The organism is Corynebacterium sp. TAE3-ERU2 (assembly GCF_019209955.1).
In the GTDB taxonomy this organism is placed as follows: Bacteria; Actinomycetota; Actinomycetes; order Mycobacteriales; family Mycobacteriaceae; genus Corynebacterium; species Corynebacterium megadyptis.
The window spans coordinates 636,607-652,263 of the sequence record NZ_JAHUTL010000001.1 but is presented as its reverse complement, the minus strand read 5'-3'; the positions used below and the strand labels follow the sequence as shown (position 1 = coordinate 652,263).

13 protein-coding genes and 1 tRNA gene are annotated in these 15,657 nt (G+C 63.0%); 3 read left to right on the top strand and 11 right to left on the bottom strand.

Annotation, left to right across the window (positions count from 1 at the left end; translation table 11 throughout):
* Positions 1-69: 69 nt before the first annotated feature.
* The 6 genes from KRX12_RS02855 to KRX12_RS02830 form a co-directional block, all read right to left on the bottom strand.
* On the bottom strand, positions 70-1,881 hold the full coding sequence (locus KRX12_RS02855) for an ABC transporter ATP-binding protein (protein WP_218365623.1): 1,812 nt from the start codon (positions 1,879-1,881) through the stop codon (positions 70-72).
* Complete coding sequence (locus KRX12_RS10960) at positions 1,878-3,491, bottom strand: ABC transporter ATP-binding protein (RefSeq protein WP_218365621.1); 1,614 nt, start codon at positions 3,489-3,491, stop codon at positions 1,878-1,880. The genes KRX12_RS02855 and KRX12_RS10960 overlap by 4 nt, the downstream gene beginning before the upstream one ends.
* Positions 3,492-3,569: 78 nt before the next feature.
* Positions 3,570-4,952 carry an MFS transporter gene (locus KRX12_RS02845; protein WP_218364294.1) on the bottom strand — a complete coding sequence of 461 codons (1,383 nt, stop codon included), beginning with the start codon at positions 4,950-4,952 and terminating at the stop codon, positions 3,570-3,572.
* Between the two features lie 355 nt (positions 4,953-5,307).
* Entirely contained in the window at positions 5,308-6,189 is an 882-nt protein-coding gene (locus tag KRX12_RS02840) for a metal ABC transporter permease (RefSeq protein WP_218365620.1), read from the bottom strand.
* Entirely contained in the window at positions 6,190-6,888 is a 699-nt protein-coding gene (locus tag KRX12_RS02835; protein ID WP_218365619.1) for a metal ABC transporter ATP-binding protein, read from the bottom strand.
* A gap of 94 nt (positions 6,889-6,982) precedes the next feature.
* Positions 6,983-8,119 carry a metal ABC transporter solute-binding protein, Zn/Mn family gene (locus tag KRX12_RS02830; RefSeq protein WP_218365618.1) on the bottom strand — a complete coding sequence of 379 codons (1,137 nt, stop codon included), beginning with the start codon at positions 8,117-8,119 and terminating at the stop codon, positions 6,983-6,985.
* 77 nt (positions 8,120-8,196) lie between these two features.
* Here KRX12_RS02830 and KRX12_RS02825 point away from each other — a divergent pair, with 77 nt between their 5' ends.
* Positions 8,197-9,333 (top strand): LacI family DNA-binding transcriptional regulator, encoded by a 1,137-nt coding sequence (locus KRX12_RS02825; RefSeq protein ID WP_218364290.1) that lies wholly within the window; start codon positions 8,197-8,199, stop codon positions 9,331-9,333.
* Positions 9,334-9,357: 24 nt separating this feature from the next.
* Here KRX12_RS02825 and otsB read toward each other — a convergent pair whose 3' ends face one another.
* The 5 genes from otsB to KRX12_RS02800 all read right to left on the bottom strand — a co-directional run bounded on the left by otsB (position 9,358) and on the right by KRX12_RS02800 (position 14,180).
* Positions 9,358-10,119, bottom strand: a complete 762-nt coding sequence (gene otsB, locus KRX12_RS02820; protein ID WP_255550021.1) for a trehalose-phosphatase — start codon at positions 10,117-10,119, stop codon at positions 9,358-9,360.
* Between the two features lie 42 nt (positions 10,120-10,161).
* Entirely contained in the window at positions 10,162-10,632 is a 471-nt protein-coding gene (locus KRX12_RS02815; RefSeq protein ID WP_218365617.1) for an META domain-containing protein, read from the bottom strand.
* A complete protein-coding gene (locus KRX12_RS02810; protein WP_218365616.1) occupies positions 10,632-12,149 on the bottom strand; it encodes a trehalose-6-phosphate synthase in 1,518 nt (505 codons plus the stop codon). Before KRX12_RS02810 ends, KRX12_RS02815 begins: the two co-directional genes overlap by 1 nt.
* Before the next feature lie 76 nt (positions 12,150-12,225).
* Positions 12,226-12,633 (bottom strand): hypothetical protein, encoded by a 408-nt coding sequence (locus KRX12_RS02805; RefSeq protein WP_151529809.1) that lies wholly within the window; start codon positions 12,631-12,633, stop codon positions 12,226-12,228.
* Positions 12,634-12,716: 83 nt separating this feature from the next.
* Entirely contained in the window at positions 12,717-14,180 is a 1,464-nt protein-coding gene (locus tag KRX12_RS02800) for a threonine/serine exporter ThrE family protein (RefSeq protein ID WP_225979241.1), read from the bottom strand.
* A gap of 298 nt (positions 14,181-14,478) precedes the next feature.
* On the opposite strand from KRX12_RS02800, the gene KRX12_RS02795 reads away from it, so the two are divergent.
* A tRNA-Thr gene (locus tag KRX12_RS02795) sits at positions 14,479-14,551 on the top strand.
* Positions 14,552-14,759: 208 nt separating this feature from the next.
* Positions 14,760-15,542 (top strand): formate/nitrite transporter family protein, encoded by a 783-nt coding sequence (locus KRX12_RS02790; protein ID WP_218365614.1) that lies wholly within the window; start codon positions 14,760-14,762, stop codon positions 15,540-15,542.
* The last annotated feature ends 115 nt before the right edge of the window (positions 15,543-15,657 follow it).

Below are 15,657 nucleotides of genomic sequence, written 5' to 3'. Positions count from 1 at the left end.
CGCCTCCCGGGATGCTTTCGGGAGGCGCTGCTGCGTGTTGCGAAGAGGATATCCGCGCGGGCTGAGGGCCTAGCCCGCCCATTGGGTATAGAGGCTGGCGTAGTGCTCCCCATTGGCGATGAGCTCCTCGTGCGTGCCATCTTCGATGATGCGGCCCTGCTCCATGACGAGGATGCGATCAGCGCTGCGGGATTGATCGAGCCGGTGCGCGATCACCAAGGCGGTGCGGCCCTCGACGGCGCGCTGGGCGGCGGCCTCGAGATCCTGGGCATAGTCCGAGCCTGCCTCCGAGGTGGCCTCATCCAAGATGAGAACGGGCGGATCCACCAAACTGATCCGGGCCAGTGCTATCTGCTGCATCACCTCCGGGGCGAGATCCTCGTGCCCAGCACCGACCTCGGTGTCCAGCCCCTGGGGCAGCCAGCGCTGCCAGAGCGGAGACCGCGGCTGCAGTCCCGCGGCCGCCAGCGCCGCCATGAGCTCTGCGTCTTTCGCGCCGGGCCGAGCAAGCTGCAAATCCTCCCGCAAGGTGCCCGAGAAGACGTGCATTTCCTGGTTGGCCATGCTGATATGTCGCGCCACCCAGTTGTGCGAGACCTCCGCGGTGTTGATGCGACCGGTGGGGGTGTCTACGTAGATGGCGCCGCCACTGGGCTCGAGCAGCCCGCTCAGTAACTGGGCGAGGGTGGATTTTCCGGCGCCGGAGGTGCCCACGAGAGCAGTGGTGCTGCCAGCCTCGAGCGTGAGGTTGAGGGGTTCAATCACATTCGATTGGCCGCCGTCATAGCTGAAGCTCAGATTCTCCACGGTGATCGCGGGAGGGGTGGTGAGATCCTCCTCGTTATCGTCCTTGTCCTGGCCGCTGAGCAGCGCCAAGGACACCGCGCGGCCCAAGGAGGTAGAGGCCGATTGGATCATGCTGGCGAAGTCGAGCACATTGAAAATATGAATTTCCATGCGGAACGCCAAGAGGATCGCGGCGGCCGCTTGGCCGGGAGTGATGATCTCCTGCACCGCCATCCACGCGCCCAGCGCAGTGGTGGAGAGCAAAAGAATCGAGAATCCGACATAGCCGCCGCTGAGAATGCGCGCATTGAGAGGAATGATGATGCGCTCGGCGTTGATGACCTGCCACGAGGTAGTAGTCATGCGGTGGCGGGCCCAGCGGGACAAACCATAGTTGTGGATGGTGTCGAAACCCCGGATCGAGTCGAGGAGCACGTTATTGCGCTGCGCTTCGGCGGCTGCGGCACGGTTGACTGCGGCGGGCAGCTCGCTGAGCGAGCGGCGCAAAAATAGCCCCACGGGCACGGCCACGAGCACCCAGCACAGCAGGAACGCGGGGTGGATCGCCACCGTGGCGATGAGCGTGAGTGGAAACATCACCAGGGTGATCACCAGCCGCGCCCCGACCATGGTGACGGTGCGGTAGAGGTTATCGATATCGCGCGTCAGGCGGGTGATCACATTGCCCGTGCCGAGCTCCAGAATGCGTGGCGCGGGGGCGCGGAGCACGGCCGAAAGACAGCGCTGGCGCAGCTCAACCGAGACCGTGCGGGTGAGAATGGACAACATATAGACCAGAAGCTCGGTGGTGAACATCCGGGCTAGGGTGAGCGCGCCGATGGCGATAAGTACCCAGGTGACCGCGGAGGGGCCGGAGCCAAAAATACTGAAGGAGCGCCCCGAGAACACGTCGATGGAGCGGCCCATGATGACCGAGCTGAGGTTTTGCGCCGCCACCGTCACAATCGCCACGGCCACCAGCAGTGCCCACCACCAGCGGCGGGGATAGGCGCGCAGGCTACGCAGATAGCGCAGGCTCTCGCGGGGAGTAGCGGGGGCGAGGGCATCGGCCCCAAGGTTCTCGTTCTGGCTCATGAGGCGTCCTCCTTGTCCTGCGTCGCAGCGCTCGCGGGTGTGTCCTCGGCGGCGAGGATGCGATCGGCGGCGTGGCGCCATGCCCGCGAGCTGCTGATCACCACGGTGAGCTGGGCGGCACGCTGCTGCTTGACGTTGTGTATCACTCGCGAGAGCGTCACCGCGTCCAGGCCGGTGGTGGGTTCATCGAAGATGAGCACCTCGGCGTCGCTGAGCACGGCGCGGGCCACGCCGATGCGCTGGCGCTGCCCGCCCGAGAGATTCAACCCAGCCTCGCCGATGGCCCCGGTGGGCAGCTCGCCATCGGGCCCATAGCCGCCGAGGCGGCGGACGATGTCGTCACAGCAGGTGACATCGAGGGCGTGGCGTAGTTCCGCGTCGCTGTGGCTGTGCTCGGGGTCCAGGTTTTCCCGCAGGCTGGTGGCGAAAATAGTGCTCACATGCGGCACCCGCAGCCCTGCCCAGCCGAGATCGCTATCGGCTACGACCAGGCCGGTGGCGGAGGTAGTGGTGTAGCGCTGTGCGGCGCTCGTGGTATCGAAGCCCGCCACGAGCTGGTGAATACGACCGGCGGAGGTGCTGGCGCGGGCCACGGTTTCCACCGAGAGCCCCAGGGCCTTACCACTGATAAATAGTGCCGGTGGGGCACTGAGCATGATCGTCATGAACTCCCCGGGGGTGATATCGCCCGCGCTCACCAAGGTTCCGGCCAGAGCCACGCAGGCAACAATGAACACCACGGGGACGAACTGCCGGGCAAGCGCGGCATAAAACGCGATGCGAGCGTCGTGAAGCATGGCCCGCAGCGAGTGGGTGGCGGCCTCATCGAATCGCTTCTCGCAGGTGTCGACCGCGCCAAGCCCCTTGATCACGCGGGAGCCCTGGGCAAAATCGGTGCCCAAGGAGACAACGTGGGCCTCAGCGGTGCGGCGCGAGGACGCAACCTGAGTGATGAACCGGCCGGTGTACATCGAGGCGGCGAGAGTGGTGAGGCCACCGAGGGGGATGAGCAGGGCTAGGCGGTAGTCGATGGGAATCGCCACGATCGTGGTGGCGAGGAGCATCATCACCATCTGCAGCGGGAAGGTGTTGAGGTACTTAGTAAGCGAGACGGTGTGGGAGTCCTCGTCGATGGTGTTCATCACCGTGCCCGGTGATGTGTGCAGATCATGGGCGCTTAAGAGCCGCTCAACCACGGCATTACGGATGCGGTGCACGAGACGGACACGTCCGAGCTCCACGAAGGCGGCACTGTGAATCTCGGCGATCCAGCTGATGACGTAGAGAACCACGATGATCAGCAGGGGAATGAGCACCTCTGCAAAGGAGATGGCCTCGCCGAGGAGACGATCGGTGATGACACCGAGCAGGCGTGAGACCACCACTGACAGCGGGGTGATCAAAAGCCCCAAGGCCAGCGAGAGCGAGGCGACCTTGGGGAAGGAGAAGAAAGCGCGCCACGTGGCGCGAGTATTACCCGGCCACGAACCCTCCGCCGCAGAACGAACGAGGGCGATCTCTTCTTCCTCGGGCGGGTTCGTGGGCGCGAACCACAGCCACGTAGGAAGCGGGCGCGGCCTCGTGAGCTGAGAAAAAGATGTCCGAGCCATAATGCCCAAGCTACAACACGATAGTGAGATAGCGCACTAAAGGATGCCCTGTGCTCGGCAGGCGAGCACAGGGGGCTACTAGGACACGGTGGCGGACTCTGCCTGCGGGGCCGGCTGGAACCGGAAGTGGCTTTCAGACTGGCGGGACTCGTGGGTGGGAGTCAAAGGAATGCCGGCGCGCTCCCGCAGGATGAACGCGCAGAAGAAGCCAATGCACGAGGCGACGACCAGATAGACGCTCACGGCGAAGGTGGTGCCGGTGGCGCCCACCAGCGCCGCCGCGATGGTCGGGGCGAAGGCGCCGCCCAAGATCGAGCCGAAGGCGTAGGTGATGGACACACCCGAGGCGCGGATAGAGGCGGGGAAGAGCTCGGCGTACATGGCGGACTGTTGGCCATAGGTCAGGCCGAGGCCAACGGTGAGCAGAATGAGCGCCATGTAGAGCTTGCTCACATCGCCGGTATTGGTGAGCGGGAAGAGGGCAGCGGCGCCCACGGCCTGCAGCACGAAACCGATGAGATAGGTGCCGCGACGGCCGATATAGTCCGAGACCCAGCCCGCGAACAGAGTGAAGATCATCCACGTGAACGCCGAGACGGTCACGGCATTGAGCACCACGGAGCGCTCAATGCCCACATTGTCGCTGGCGTAGTTCTGAATGTAGCCGCCGGCCGTCATATAGCCCACGGCAGAGTTGCCGGCGAAGATGAGGGCGCCGGTGATGACCACGGGGAAGAAATTCTTGAAGAGCACACCGATGGGGTTGGTCACTTCGTCCTGCTTGCGCTCGGCGATCTCGGAGAACACCGGGGATTCGTCTACCCCGCGGCGCACGAAGTAGCCGATCGCCACCAGCACGATGGAGAAGAGGAAGGGGATGCGCCAGCCCCACTCCATGAAGGCATCACCGGGCGCGATATAGGTCATCATCGACAGCGCAGCCGAGGACATCAGCAGACCCAAAGGCACACCGATCTGCGGGCCGGCGCCGTAGATGCCGCGCTTATTATTCGGCGCGTGCTCCACGGCCAGCAGCACCGCCGAGCCCCACTCGCCACCGGCAGAAATGCCTTGGATAATGCGCAGGGCAATGAGCAAGATCGGGCCCCAGATGCCGGCGGTCTCATAGGTGGGCAGCAGGCCAATGAGGGTGGTGGCCAAGCCCATGGCAAAGAGGGTGATCATGAGCACTAGGCGGCGGCCGACGCGGTCACCGTAGTGGCCAGCGAGGAAGGCGCCAAGCGGGCGGAAGAGGAAGGACAAGCCAACGGTGAGGAAGGCAATGACCGTGGCCAATCCCCCCTCGAGGGAACCGAACATGGTGGTCTTAAACACCAGTCCGGCAACCGCGGCATAGAGGAAGTAGTCATACCACTCGATGGCAGTGCCGATAGTGGTGGCCGCGAGGACGCGGCGTCGCTCGGCAAAGGAAATGCCCTGAGTGTGTGGTTCGTGTGCCATATGTATATCCGTGAGGTAGGAGGGATTTATGGAAATTGACGCAAGTATATTTTCAGCCGCCCTCCCAGGCAACTGCAGGACGTGTGACATGGGAGGTCGAATCGCGAGGTAGGTGAGGGTTAGCTAGCCCGCGTTGTCGCGCATGTTGTGCGCTGACTCACTAAACATTAGCAAACGTTATTGATTTGTAATATTTGTCCGCTGTGCAGCAGCAATGCCGTCGTGGCGGGTGCGGTGTGCAGCGGGAGTGAGTGAGGGACAGGACGAGGGGAAGTAGATAGCGAAAAGTGCACGCCGAGCGTGGGTGGCGCTGCGGGCGTGTACTCACCACAAAGGTGCTGCCTGTAGGGCAGCGTTAGCGGGGATCGCAGTGTGATTCCTGCAGGTGCTGCGTGTGTTCCGCCGAGGTGATGCGGCGGCCCCGAACCGCGCCGATGCCGCGGCATATGAGATAGATGAGGAAGGACAGGGTCGTGACAAAGACCGAGACGGGAAGACCTGGGGCGAGCGAGAGAATAATGCCGCCCACCGCAGAGATTTCCGCAAACAGGGTGGAATAGATCACGGCGCGCACGGGGTGGGAGGTGATCTGCACGGCTGCCGCGCCGGGAGTGATGAGCAGGCTCATCACGAGCAGGGCACCCACGATCTGCACTGACTGAGCGGCGGTGAGGCCAACCAGAACTGCGAAGCCCACAGCCACCCAGCGGGTAGGGATGCCGCTCGCGGCGGCCAGCTGCGGATCGGCGCTGGCAAAGAGTAGGGGCCGCCAGAAAATCACCACGGCCCCCACCACGACCACGACCACGGCGGCCAGAAGCCACAGCGAGGCGGAGGAAACGCCCACGATTTGGCCCGTGAGAAGGGAAAAGGCGGTGGAGGTTTTACCGGGGTAGAGGTGAATGAACAGCACGGACAGGCCCATGCCGAAGCTCATCACCACGCCCACGGCGCTGTCTTGGCGTTTCATGCCCAACAGCGCCAGGACGACCGCGGCGATCACGGAGCCCACCACGGCTCCCATGCCGATATTGATTCCGGCCAAGAGCGCAGCGGAGGCGCCCATCAGGGCGAGCTCCGAGGTGCCATGCACAGAAAAGGACATCTGTCGCAGCACAATCAGAGGTGTCATCACACCGGAGACGATGCCGAGCAGGGCGGCGGCGATGAGCGCATCCTGCACGAAGCCGACGCTCAGCAGGTAGGCGGTGTCTTCCATGAGAGTAGAGATAGTCATTTACACCACCACCAAACGGCCATCGACCTCGGCGACCGTGACCTTGGTTCCGTAGAGCTCACTAAGGATTTCAGAGCGCATCACCTCAGAGACGGTGCCTAAGGTGTGGCCCCTGGGGCCGATGTAGAGCACGCGGTCGGTGACCGAGAGAATCGGGTTAATCGAGTGCGTCACAAACACCACCGCCATGCCGGCGCGGCGGCGCTCGTCTAGGCGCCGCACTGTCGCGCTCGAGGCGCGGAAGTCGAGGGAGAGCAAGGGCTCGTCACAGAGCAGCAGCTCGGGGTTGCCGCCAAAAGCCTGGGCCTGGCGAATCAGCTGCTGCTGTCCACCGGAGAGTCGGCCCACGCGCTTCGAGCCGAAGCTGCTTGCCCCCACCATCTCGAGGAGCTCATCAACTTGGCCGGCCCGGGGGCGGCGATGCCGCAGCACCCCGTGTGCCAAGGACAGCGATACGAGGTCGCGGGCGCGCAGTGGCAGCTCGGGGTCGAACATCCGCTGCTGGGGAATGTAGCCGATCTTATTGGTTGCGGAGATCGAGCCGGAGGAGAGGGCGCGGTTGCCCATGATGGCGTGGAGCAGCGTGGATTTTCCCACACCATTGGGGCCCAATACGGCCAGAAACTCCCCTGGCGCGAGATCAAAAGAAAGATCGTGCCATAGGGGAGTGACCGCCGCGCTAGTCAGCGAAAGAATCATTGCTGCAATTCTAGCCTTCGTTTCCGCCGGTCCTAGGGCGATGATCGTCCCAGAGCCGGCGGGTTGGCGTTGAGGTAGGTGAAAGAGGGCTGGCCTACTTCTTAATCTGCTCGGCCTTTTCCTTCAGCTCCTTGACGATGTTGTCGAGGAAGTCGAAGAAGTTCTCGCCCTGTGCGGGGGTCTCGGTGATTTCCACGATCGGAATATCCTGCTCCTCCGCGGCGTCACGCAGGCGCTCGGTGTACTCGGTGGAGGTCTCCGGGGTATCCACCATCAGCTCCACCTCACCGCCGTTGACGGTCTCCAGCGCCTCGGCGAGGGCTGCTGCCGAGGGCTCCGAGTGGTTCAAGGTGGCCTTGCGGTAATCCTTGGGGGTCACATCGTGGAATTCGGTGTGCAGGAAGAGCTGGTCTGCGATCGGGTGAGTCTGCAGGAAGTGAATGTGCGGCAGCTCGTGCAGCTGATCGTGCAGGCTGTCCATGCGCTCATCGACGCGTTGTGCATCCGCATCAACCTCAGGGTGGTCCTTCTCCAGGCGCTGGTCCAAATCGTTTGCCACGGACATCACGAGCTTCGGGTTGAACCAGGAGTGCTCGTTCTCAGCGGCGCCCTCAACGAGGGAGTGGCCATGGTCGTGGGCATGGTCATGGTCGTGGCCGTCTTCGCCCTCATGGGCATGGCCGTGGTCATGATCGTGGTCGTGGGCGTCCTCGCCCTCATGGGCATGGCCGTGGTCGTGATCGTGGTCGTGGCCGTCTTCGCCCTCATGAGCATGGTCATGATCGTGACCATCTTCGCCCTCGTGTCCATGATCGTGTCCATGATCGTGTCCATGATCGTGGTCATGGTGGTGCTCGGTAAGCGGCAGGGCGTGAATGATCTTGTCGTTGTTGTCGAGGGCGTTGTAGAGCCAGGCGTCGTAGCCGCCGCCACCGACGATGACATAGTCGGCTTCTTCAACCTTGGCCATATCAGAGGCGGTGGGCTCGAAGGAGTGGGGGTCGATGCCATCGCCGTCGATGATCGGGGTGATGGTGACGTCGTCGCTGTCCACTACCTCGTCGGCCACATCGGACCAGATGGAGGTAGAGGTGACGATGGTGATGGCGTCAGCGTTAGTGCTGGAATCCGAGGCCGAGCTAGAGTCGGCCGAATCGGAGGCTGAGGAACATCCGGCTAGTGCAAGGGCACTGGCACTGGCGATACCAATGAGGGCTTTTAGGTGCTTCATAGCCAATAGTGAACGTGTAATGAAAAGCATTGTCAAATGGGAATCGGTGAAAATGGGCGGCGTGCTAGATTTTGGCTATGGCCACCAACTCTCGCAGGCGTAATAACGGGCGCAGTACCACCGGCAGTAGAGGGACTCTTGCCTCCATAGCCGCGGAACTCGGTGTCAGCCGGACCACGGTGTCGAATGCCTATAATCACCCCGAACAGCTCTCCGAGGCGCTGCGCGAAAAGATACTGGCCACCGCTCGTCGCGTGGGATATACCGGCCCCGACCCCACTGCCCGCTCGCTGCGGATGAAGAAGACAGGCAACGTGGGCGTGCTCCTCACCGAGCACCTGCCCTATGCCTTCGAAGATTCCGCCTCGGTGGACTTTCTCGCCGGGCTCGCGGAATCCACCGTCGGCCGCGATGTGGCTCTTACCCTCGTGCCCTGCGGTCCGGAAACCAGCGAGGATAAGGACCTCGCCGCGGGAGTGGTGAACTCTAGCTCTGTCGATGGTTTCGTGGTTTACTCCGTTTCCGCTGCTGATCCTTATCTGCATGCGGCGCGGCAGCGCGGACTGCCGCTGGTGGTCTGCGATCAACCCGACCGCTATGAGGACCTGCCCTATGTGGGCATTAATGACTACGACGCGATCGCCCCGGCCGCCCAGGCGCTGATCGACGCCGGCCATAAGAAGATCGGCATCCTCTGTATCCGCTTGGCCAATGTGCGTCATGACGGCATGGTCGATGAGCAGCGCCTGCGCAGCGCCACCATGAATGTGCAGCAAGACCGAGTGCGCGGCGCACTCGATGTGCTGGCGGCCGCCGGTATCGATCCGGCGACGGTGCCGATTGTGGAGCGTCATATCAACGATCACGAGAACAATGTCGACGCCGCCCGCGAGCTACTGAGCTCTCATCCCGAACTCACCGCCGTGCTGTGCACCACCGACTCTATGGCTATCGGGGTGCTCGAGTATGCCCGTTCCCAAGGGCTCTCGGTGCCGCAGGATCTTTCGGTCACCGGCTTCGATGGCACCGCCGTGGCGTTGCTGCGTAATCTCACCACGGTGATCCAGCCCAATAAACTCAAAGGCAAGACCACCGGCGAGCTGCTCAGTGCAGTCATCGACGCTGCCGAGGGCGGCGCGGAACCGGAATCCACCCGAGTGCAACTGGAAACCACCTTCAACGAGGGCTCCACCGTCGCCCCGCCACGGTCCTAGGCCCCGCCGCCGGCTAGTGGAGCACTATTTATAGTCGCGGCGTGCCTCGTAGAGGGCGGTGAACATATCGGCAACGGCCTCGAGATCGTCCTCGAGGTGCATATGTGCCGCGCTCTCACCCGCTCCCACTTTGACGCCCAAGTCGAAGTCGCCCAGGGCGCGGAAGCCATCCTCGTCGGTGACATCATCGCCGGCGAATACCACGCAATCGCAGTTCAGCTGCTCGCGCACCGCATCGATCCACGTGCCTTTGTTGATGTCCAGCATCGCCAGCTCGATGATGTTCTTGCCGCCCTTGACAATCACATCTTCACCGGAGAGCACCTCGCGGGCGCGGGCCAAGGCAGTCTCGCGCTCCTCGGGGTTGTCCATGCGGCGCACATGGAAGACGCGGTGAAAGGGTTTGCGCTCAACATACGCGCCGGGATAGTCCTCGGCCACGGCCTCGAGCGCCGTGGTGCAGCGCTGCAGAACAGTGACCTGCTCGTCGCTGAGCGTCACCGGCGAGGAGGAGGATTCAGCGCCATGCGATCCCACCAGCATGATGGGGGCGTTGAGCTCCACGAGCGAGGTGAGATTGTCCAGGTCGCGGCCGGACAAGATAGCCACGAAGGTATTGGGCAAAAGGGCGAGCTCCTCGAGAGCGTGCATGGTGCGCGTGTTGATGGGCACCTGCGTGGGATCGTCGGCGAAACCGGCGATCGTGCCGTCGAAGTCGGAGACCACGAGGAGCTTGATGCTCTTGGCGGCGTCGATAATGCGGTCGGTCATGCTGCTCATAGCCATAGGGCCCTAGTGTACTGATGGCGCTGTGCGCATGAGACCCACTTAGAGCGCAGAGGTAAGCCGCAGGGCGGGAGCGTCGATCTCTTCTGCAGAAGAACGCAGCAGCAGGCTGGACTCCTTGTACTCGATGTCGAGCTCGCTATTAAGCAGGGAGACGATGTGCTCATGGAAGTACTGGGCGGCACCCTCGCAGGTGGGCTCGTCGATGCGCAGATGCTCGAAGCGTAGGTGGGTGGCGTCGGCAGAGGTCGAACCCTCCCCATCGTGGGAGTAGTGCACCTCGGCCTGGAAGGGGGCGCAGCCGGTATCGCCGGCGACGGTGTGTTCGCCCAGCGCCATAACGGCCTGGCCGGCGATGGAATCGGGCAGCTGGGAGGGCGAATCCGGCTGGGTGTACACATCGGTGATATACCACGCAGGCCCCGTGATTGGGCTCTCCTGGGGTTCCTCGCTGCCGCAGCCGCTGAGCAGGGCCAGTGACAGGACTGCAGCTATCGCCGCATAGGGCCGCATCACTTCTCACCCCCAGCCGGAGTGGCGAGAGCAGAGAGGAAGGACTCGGCCCAGTAGTGCACGTCATGCTCCATGACGGTGTGGTTCATTGCCTGCATGCGCTCCTTGCTCTGTGTGGAATCGTCTCGCAGATCGCGGACTGCAGAGAGCAGGGCGCGTTTAATCGATTCGATATCGTGCGGATTGCACAGATAGGCGTCGTGCAATTCCGCGGCGGCACCCGCAAATTCGGAGAGCACCAGCGCGCCATCGCCTTCGGGGTGGGCGCAGACATACTCTTTGGCCACCAGGTTCATGCCGTCTTTGAGCGGGGTCACCAGCATGATATCGGCAGCGGCGTAGAGATTGACCAGCTCCGTTTTGTCCACGGCGTGATGCAGATAGTGCACCACGGGGCGGCCGATCTCGCCGAAGCGGCCATTAATCCGGCCCACCGTGTGTTCCACGCGGGCGCGGGTGGTGCGATAGTGCTCGATGCGCTCGCGGCTAGGGGTGGCCACCTGGACCACGACGGTGCTGGCCGGGTCGAGCGCCTCGGTGTCAAATAGTTCCTCGCAGGCGTCGAGGCGGGCCTCGATGCCCTTGGTGTAGTCCAGACGATCGACGCCCAAGATTAGTACCTCGGGGTCGCCGAGCCGGGAGCGCAGGGCGGGCACATCCGCCGACTGGAGAGCGGCGGTGATCTCAGAGGTATCGAGCGAGATCGGGAAGGAACCGATGCGCACGCTACGGCCGGTCGCGGTGGTCACCGTGGCCCGGTAGCAGTGGTGTTCACGGGCGGAGACATCCGTGTCCAGATCGCACTCTCCGTCGGCGCAGTACTCGCTGATGGCGAGCTCATCGGGCTGGCCGGTATGGGAGCCGGCGAGCCCGCCGACGCTACGGGCCAGGTGGACAAAGTTCGCGGCATCGCGGTCTAAGTGGAAGCCGATCACATCGGCGCCGAGCATGCCGCGCACGATCTCCTCGCGCCACGGCAGCTGTCGAAACAGGTCGGGGGAGGGGAAGGGAATATGTAAGAAGAGCCCGATGGTGAGATCGGGGCGCAGATGCCGCAGGATGCCGGGGACCAGCTGCAGCTGATAGTCCTGCACCCAGACGGTGGCGCCCTCTTCGGCGATGGCGGCGGTGGCTTCGGCGAAGCGCAGGTTCACCTCGCGGTAGGTCTCCCACCAGTGGCGATGATATTCGGGGGTGACGATGAGGTCGTGGTAGAGCGGCCAGAGAGTGGCATTGGAAAAGCCCTCGTAGAACTCCTCGAAGTCGCGCTGGCGCAGCGTGACAGGATGGAGATCATAGCCCTTCTCGGAGTGCAGCGGCTCGGGCGAAACATCTGGAATGCCGGGCCAGCCCACCCACGCGCCCTCATGGGCAGCGAGCACGGGGGTCAGTGCAGAGACCAGCCCGCCGGGGCTGGGAACCCAGCGTTGATTGCCTTTCGAGTCGCGCTCGAGATCTACGGGGAGTCGGTTGGCAACGACGATAAAGGAATAGCGTTCACTGCTAGCGCTGGACACGGGCAGGCCTTACTTCTCAAGCGGAGGTGGTTCGCGGCATCGTTCCTTCCGCTTAGCGACGACGCCACGCTAGGGTCTAGGTGGCCTTTTTAGTGGCCTTGGAGCTGGCTTTCTTCGTAGCCTTTTTGCGCGTGGTCTTCTTCGAGGACTTCTTGGTGGCCTTTTTGCTGGCCTTCTTCGACGCTTTCTTTGTAGCCTTTTTGCGCGTGGTCTTCTTCGAGGACTTCTTGGAGGCTTTTTTGCTGGCCTTCTTCGTCGCCTTCTTGGTTGCTTTCTTCTCTTCCGGCTCCTCGAACTCGGCGGCCACCTTGGAGTAGATCAGCCCCTCTGGTTCGATTCCGAGCATGCACGAGAGAGTGACAGCGTCGAGGAAGTCTTCGGAGTAGCTGGACACGATCTTCCGTGCGGCCTCGGCTGTCTCCTTTTCAACCGCGTGCAGCGACTCGGCGGCAGTGGAACGGGTGTCAGTCACCTTGGGTGGCAAGGATCCTCCTGTGAGAAATAAGAGAAAGCGTAAACAGACGTCAAGGAAGCAATTATACGCCATGGGTGGCGTGGACGTGCAGCCTAGACGGGGTCAATACCGGAGTGGGGCTGCGTTGTCGTCGTCGCGGTGCTGTAGCGGCGGGGGTGGCGAATAGCGCGATAGGCGCGCATGATCGGCGGGCGGCGCAGCTTACGGGCAATCCACTCACCAAACACCACACCCGCAGCGAGCCCACCGGCGGTGGCGACTGCCAGCGCGATATAGGTGAAGCCGTTGATCAGCTGCTCATTCAGCATGGAGTACATGCCGCGATAGACCGCCAGACCCGGCAAGAAGGGGGTCACGCCGGAGATGGCGATGATCAGCGGCGGGATCAAGAATCGGCGGGCCAGCAGGCCGCCGGCCAGGCCGATCATGGTGGCGGACATGGCCGTGGAGGTCAGTGCCCCCACTCCGAGCGGCTGCAGCACCAGCAGGTGCAGGGAGAAACCGGCTGCGCCGGTGAGCCAGGCCACCGCCACGGTCGACCATTCCGCATAGGAGCCCACCGCAAAGGTCGCCGCAGCGAGTGAACCCGCCGCCACCTTCACCACCGAGGAGGAGAACTGCAGCGGGGGAGAGGTCTGAATCGGCGGCAGCTCGACACCCATCGTGGAGGCCACCTCGATGCCGAGGGCGACGCCACCGATAATGCCGCCGGTGATGAGCATCGTTTCAAAGAAGCGGGCCGAGGCCGTCACGGGCGCGCCCGTGATGCCATCTTGGAGTGCCTGCACCAGGGTCAGACCGGCCAGCAACACGATGATGCCGGTAGCAATGACCTGGCTGGGGTTGAAGGACCAGCCCAATTCGGTGGCGAGGCGATAGCCGAAGGCGGCGGGCAGGGTGGCGACGAAGCCGCCGAAGACGTTCTGGAAGAAAGAGGGCATACCCTGCCGGTCGAGCAGGATATTAATCACCATGATGGCCAGGGTGGTGGCGAAGGAGAGCGAGGCCACTAGCGCATTACCGCCGAGCAGTACCGAGACGGCGGCCGCCATCGAGGCCCAGCCCAGCACCGAAATCTTGGCGCCATAGGGTGGCGGGGCGGCGATGATCTCGGTGAGGATCTTGTCTGCCACTTCCGGCGGGGTGGCGCCGGCCTGGATAGAGCGGATGAGGCGGTCGACGTCGCTCAGCTTGGAAAAGTTCACGTCGATGCGCCCGGCCACACGGAAGGCGCTCACCGGCCGGCGACGCTTGCCGCCCACGTGGGAGAACACGGTGATGGTGTTCATCGTGATGTCCACGTGGCAGTAGTGCAGACCATAGGACGAGCACACGGTGTGGATCTGCGATTTCACATCGTTATTGGCGGTGCCGGAAGAGAGCAGAATATCGCCGATGCGGATGGCGACGTCCATCACGAAGGCCACTTGGTCGGCATCGGTGAGGTCAATAGGTGCGAGCGGGGAGGGCGGCGCGGCAGCCTGCGAGGCGTCGATGGTGGCCACGCGGCCCGAGGGGAACACCCACTCTTTAAAACGAGAGTAAACGCTAGTCACGGAGGTGGAACTTCCCATTCTGGTGGCGAATGATAGGGGAGAGCGCGCACAGCCGTCCGCCGGCGAGGCAGCATCCGGAAATTCAGGCGTTGTACTGCGCAGATTGGCAGTCTAACGCGCCTGGGCATCTGGCGCATATAGACTGCGCACACCCTACTTTTGTAGCGCTTCTGAAACACGCCCGTCCGCGCTAGCGTGACGACGCCACCTCGCGGTGGTTCTGGCTTGGAAATCCCGGCCGCCGGACTGTAATATCGTGCCTCGTACCTCGCCGCCTCTACGGGCGGTGCATGTATGTGCTGGAGTGGCGCAATCGGTAGCGCAACGGTCTTGTAAACCGTAGGTTGCGAGTTCAAGTCTCGTCTCCAGCTCAACCTGAAGGCCAGATGTGAGCGTAGTGCGTTCGCATCTGGCCTTTGTTGTGTGCGCGGAGGGGGTTCCTGAGTACCTGCTGGTTTTCCTGAGAGTAGCCTAGGAAAATAGAATGTCTAAGGCTGCGAACGTGCCGTGCATGGCCACGGCCGTGGTCAGTGTAGTTTTATCGTCTATTGTCCACGACTATGAAGGGGTTGTTCCCGCATGTCCACTGCCGTTGCACCAGCACCTACTGCCACGCCCGTCGAGGTCGTGGATGCCACGCTCGCCTCGGGCAAAGCCAAGGCAGCCAAGCCGCTGGTATCGTTAATCATTCTGGGTTTCTTTGCCGGCGCCGCCATTAGCCTCGGGGCGGTGGGCAATGTCATTCTCGCCGCCCCGCAGTCGGAGACCGATAGCGTCGGCCTGCTGCGCTTCTTGGGTTCGGCGGTATTCCCCGTCGGCCTGATGGCGATCGTGCTCCTCGGGATGGAGCTTTTTACCTCGAACACCATGATGGCGGCCGGACCGCTGCGCGGCCGTTTCTCGTGGGGCGCCATGCTCCGCAACTGGGGCATCGTCTATCTCTTCAACTTCGTCGGCGCCTTCGCTATCGCTGCGGCCGCTATTAAATCTGGGCTTTTCGACGCTCAGATGACCGACTTCCTGCTCACGCTCACCGATAAGAAGGCTCACGCTGGCGCGGGCAGCATCGTGGTCAAGGGCATCCTCTGCAACGTTCTCGTCTGCGCCGCCGTGCTCATGGCCACGGCCTCCCGCCACACCGTGGGCAAGCTCTTCGGCATCTGGTTCCCGATCATGCTCTTCGTGCTCCTCGGCTTCGAGCACTGCGTGGCCAATATGTTCTACATGCCGGCCGGTCTGCTCGCCGGGGCGGACTATGGCCTCGGCGGGATGGTGTACAACATCCTGTGGGCCAGCGTCGGCAATCTCATCGGTGGCGCCGGCCTGTTCATCGGGCTGATGCTCAGCCACTCCCGCTCCTAAATCTGGCGCGGCACCCTACGCCCGAGGCCCCTTATTCCTTCATTTCTGAGGGAGGGGCCTCGTTCTCGTTTTCGGGGTGTGTGGGGCGGCAGGGTGGCGTCGATAAGCGAAAAAA

Bases quoted from the DNA above. Each gene is read 5' to 3' on its own strand.
- KRX12_RS02855 (WP_218365623.1), bottom strand. From the start codon at position 1,881: ATGAGCCAGAACGAGAACCTTGGGGCCGATGCCCTCGCCCCCGCTACT.
- KRX12_RS10960 (WP_218365621.1), bottom strand. From the start codon at position 3,491: ATGGCTCGGACATCTTTTTCTCAGCTCACGAGGCCGCGCCCGCTTCCT.
- KRX12_RS02845 (WP_218364294.1), bottom strand. From the start codon at position 4,952: ATGGCACACGAACCACACACTCAGGGCATTTCCTTTGCCGAGCGACGC.
- KRX12_RS02840 (WP_218365620.1), bottom strand. From the start codon at position 6,189: ATGACTATCTCTACTCTCATGGAAGACACCGCCTACCTGCTGAGCGTC.
- KRX12_RS02835 (WP_218365619.1), bottom strand. From the start codon at position 6,888: ATGATTCTTTCGCTGACTAGCGCGGCGGTCACTCCCCTATGGCACGAT.
- KRX12_RS02830 (WP_218365618.1), bottom strand. From the start codon at position 8,119: ATGAAGCACCTAAAAGCCCTCATTGGTATCGCCAGTGCCAGTGCCCTT.
- KRX12_RS02825 (WP_218364290.1), top strand. From the start codon at position 8,197: ATGGCCACCAACTCTCGCAGGCGTAATAACGGGCGCAGTACCACCGGC.
- otsB (WP_255550021.1), bottom strand. From the start codon at position 10,119: ATGGCTATGAGCAGCATGACCGACCGCATTATCGACGCCGCCAAGAGC.
- KRX12_RS02815 (WP_218365617.1), bottom strand. From the start codon at position 10,632: ATGCGGCCCTATGCGGCGATAGCTGCAGTCCTGTCACTGGCCCTGCTC.
- KRX12_RS02790 (WP_218365614.1), top strand. From the start codon at position 14,760: ATGTCCACTGCCGTTGCACCAGCACCTACTGCCACGCCCGTCGAGGTC.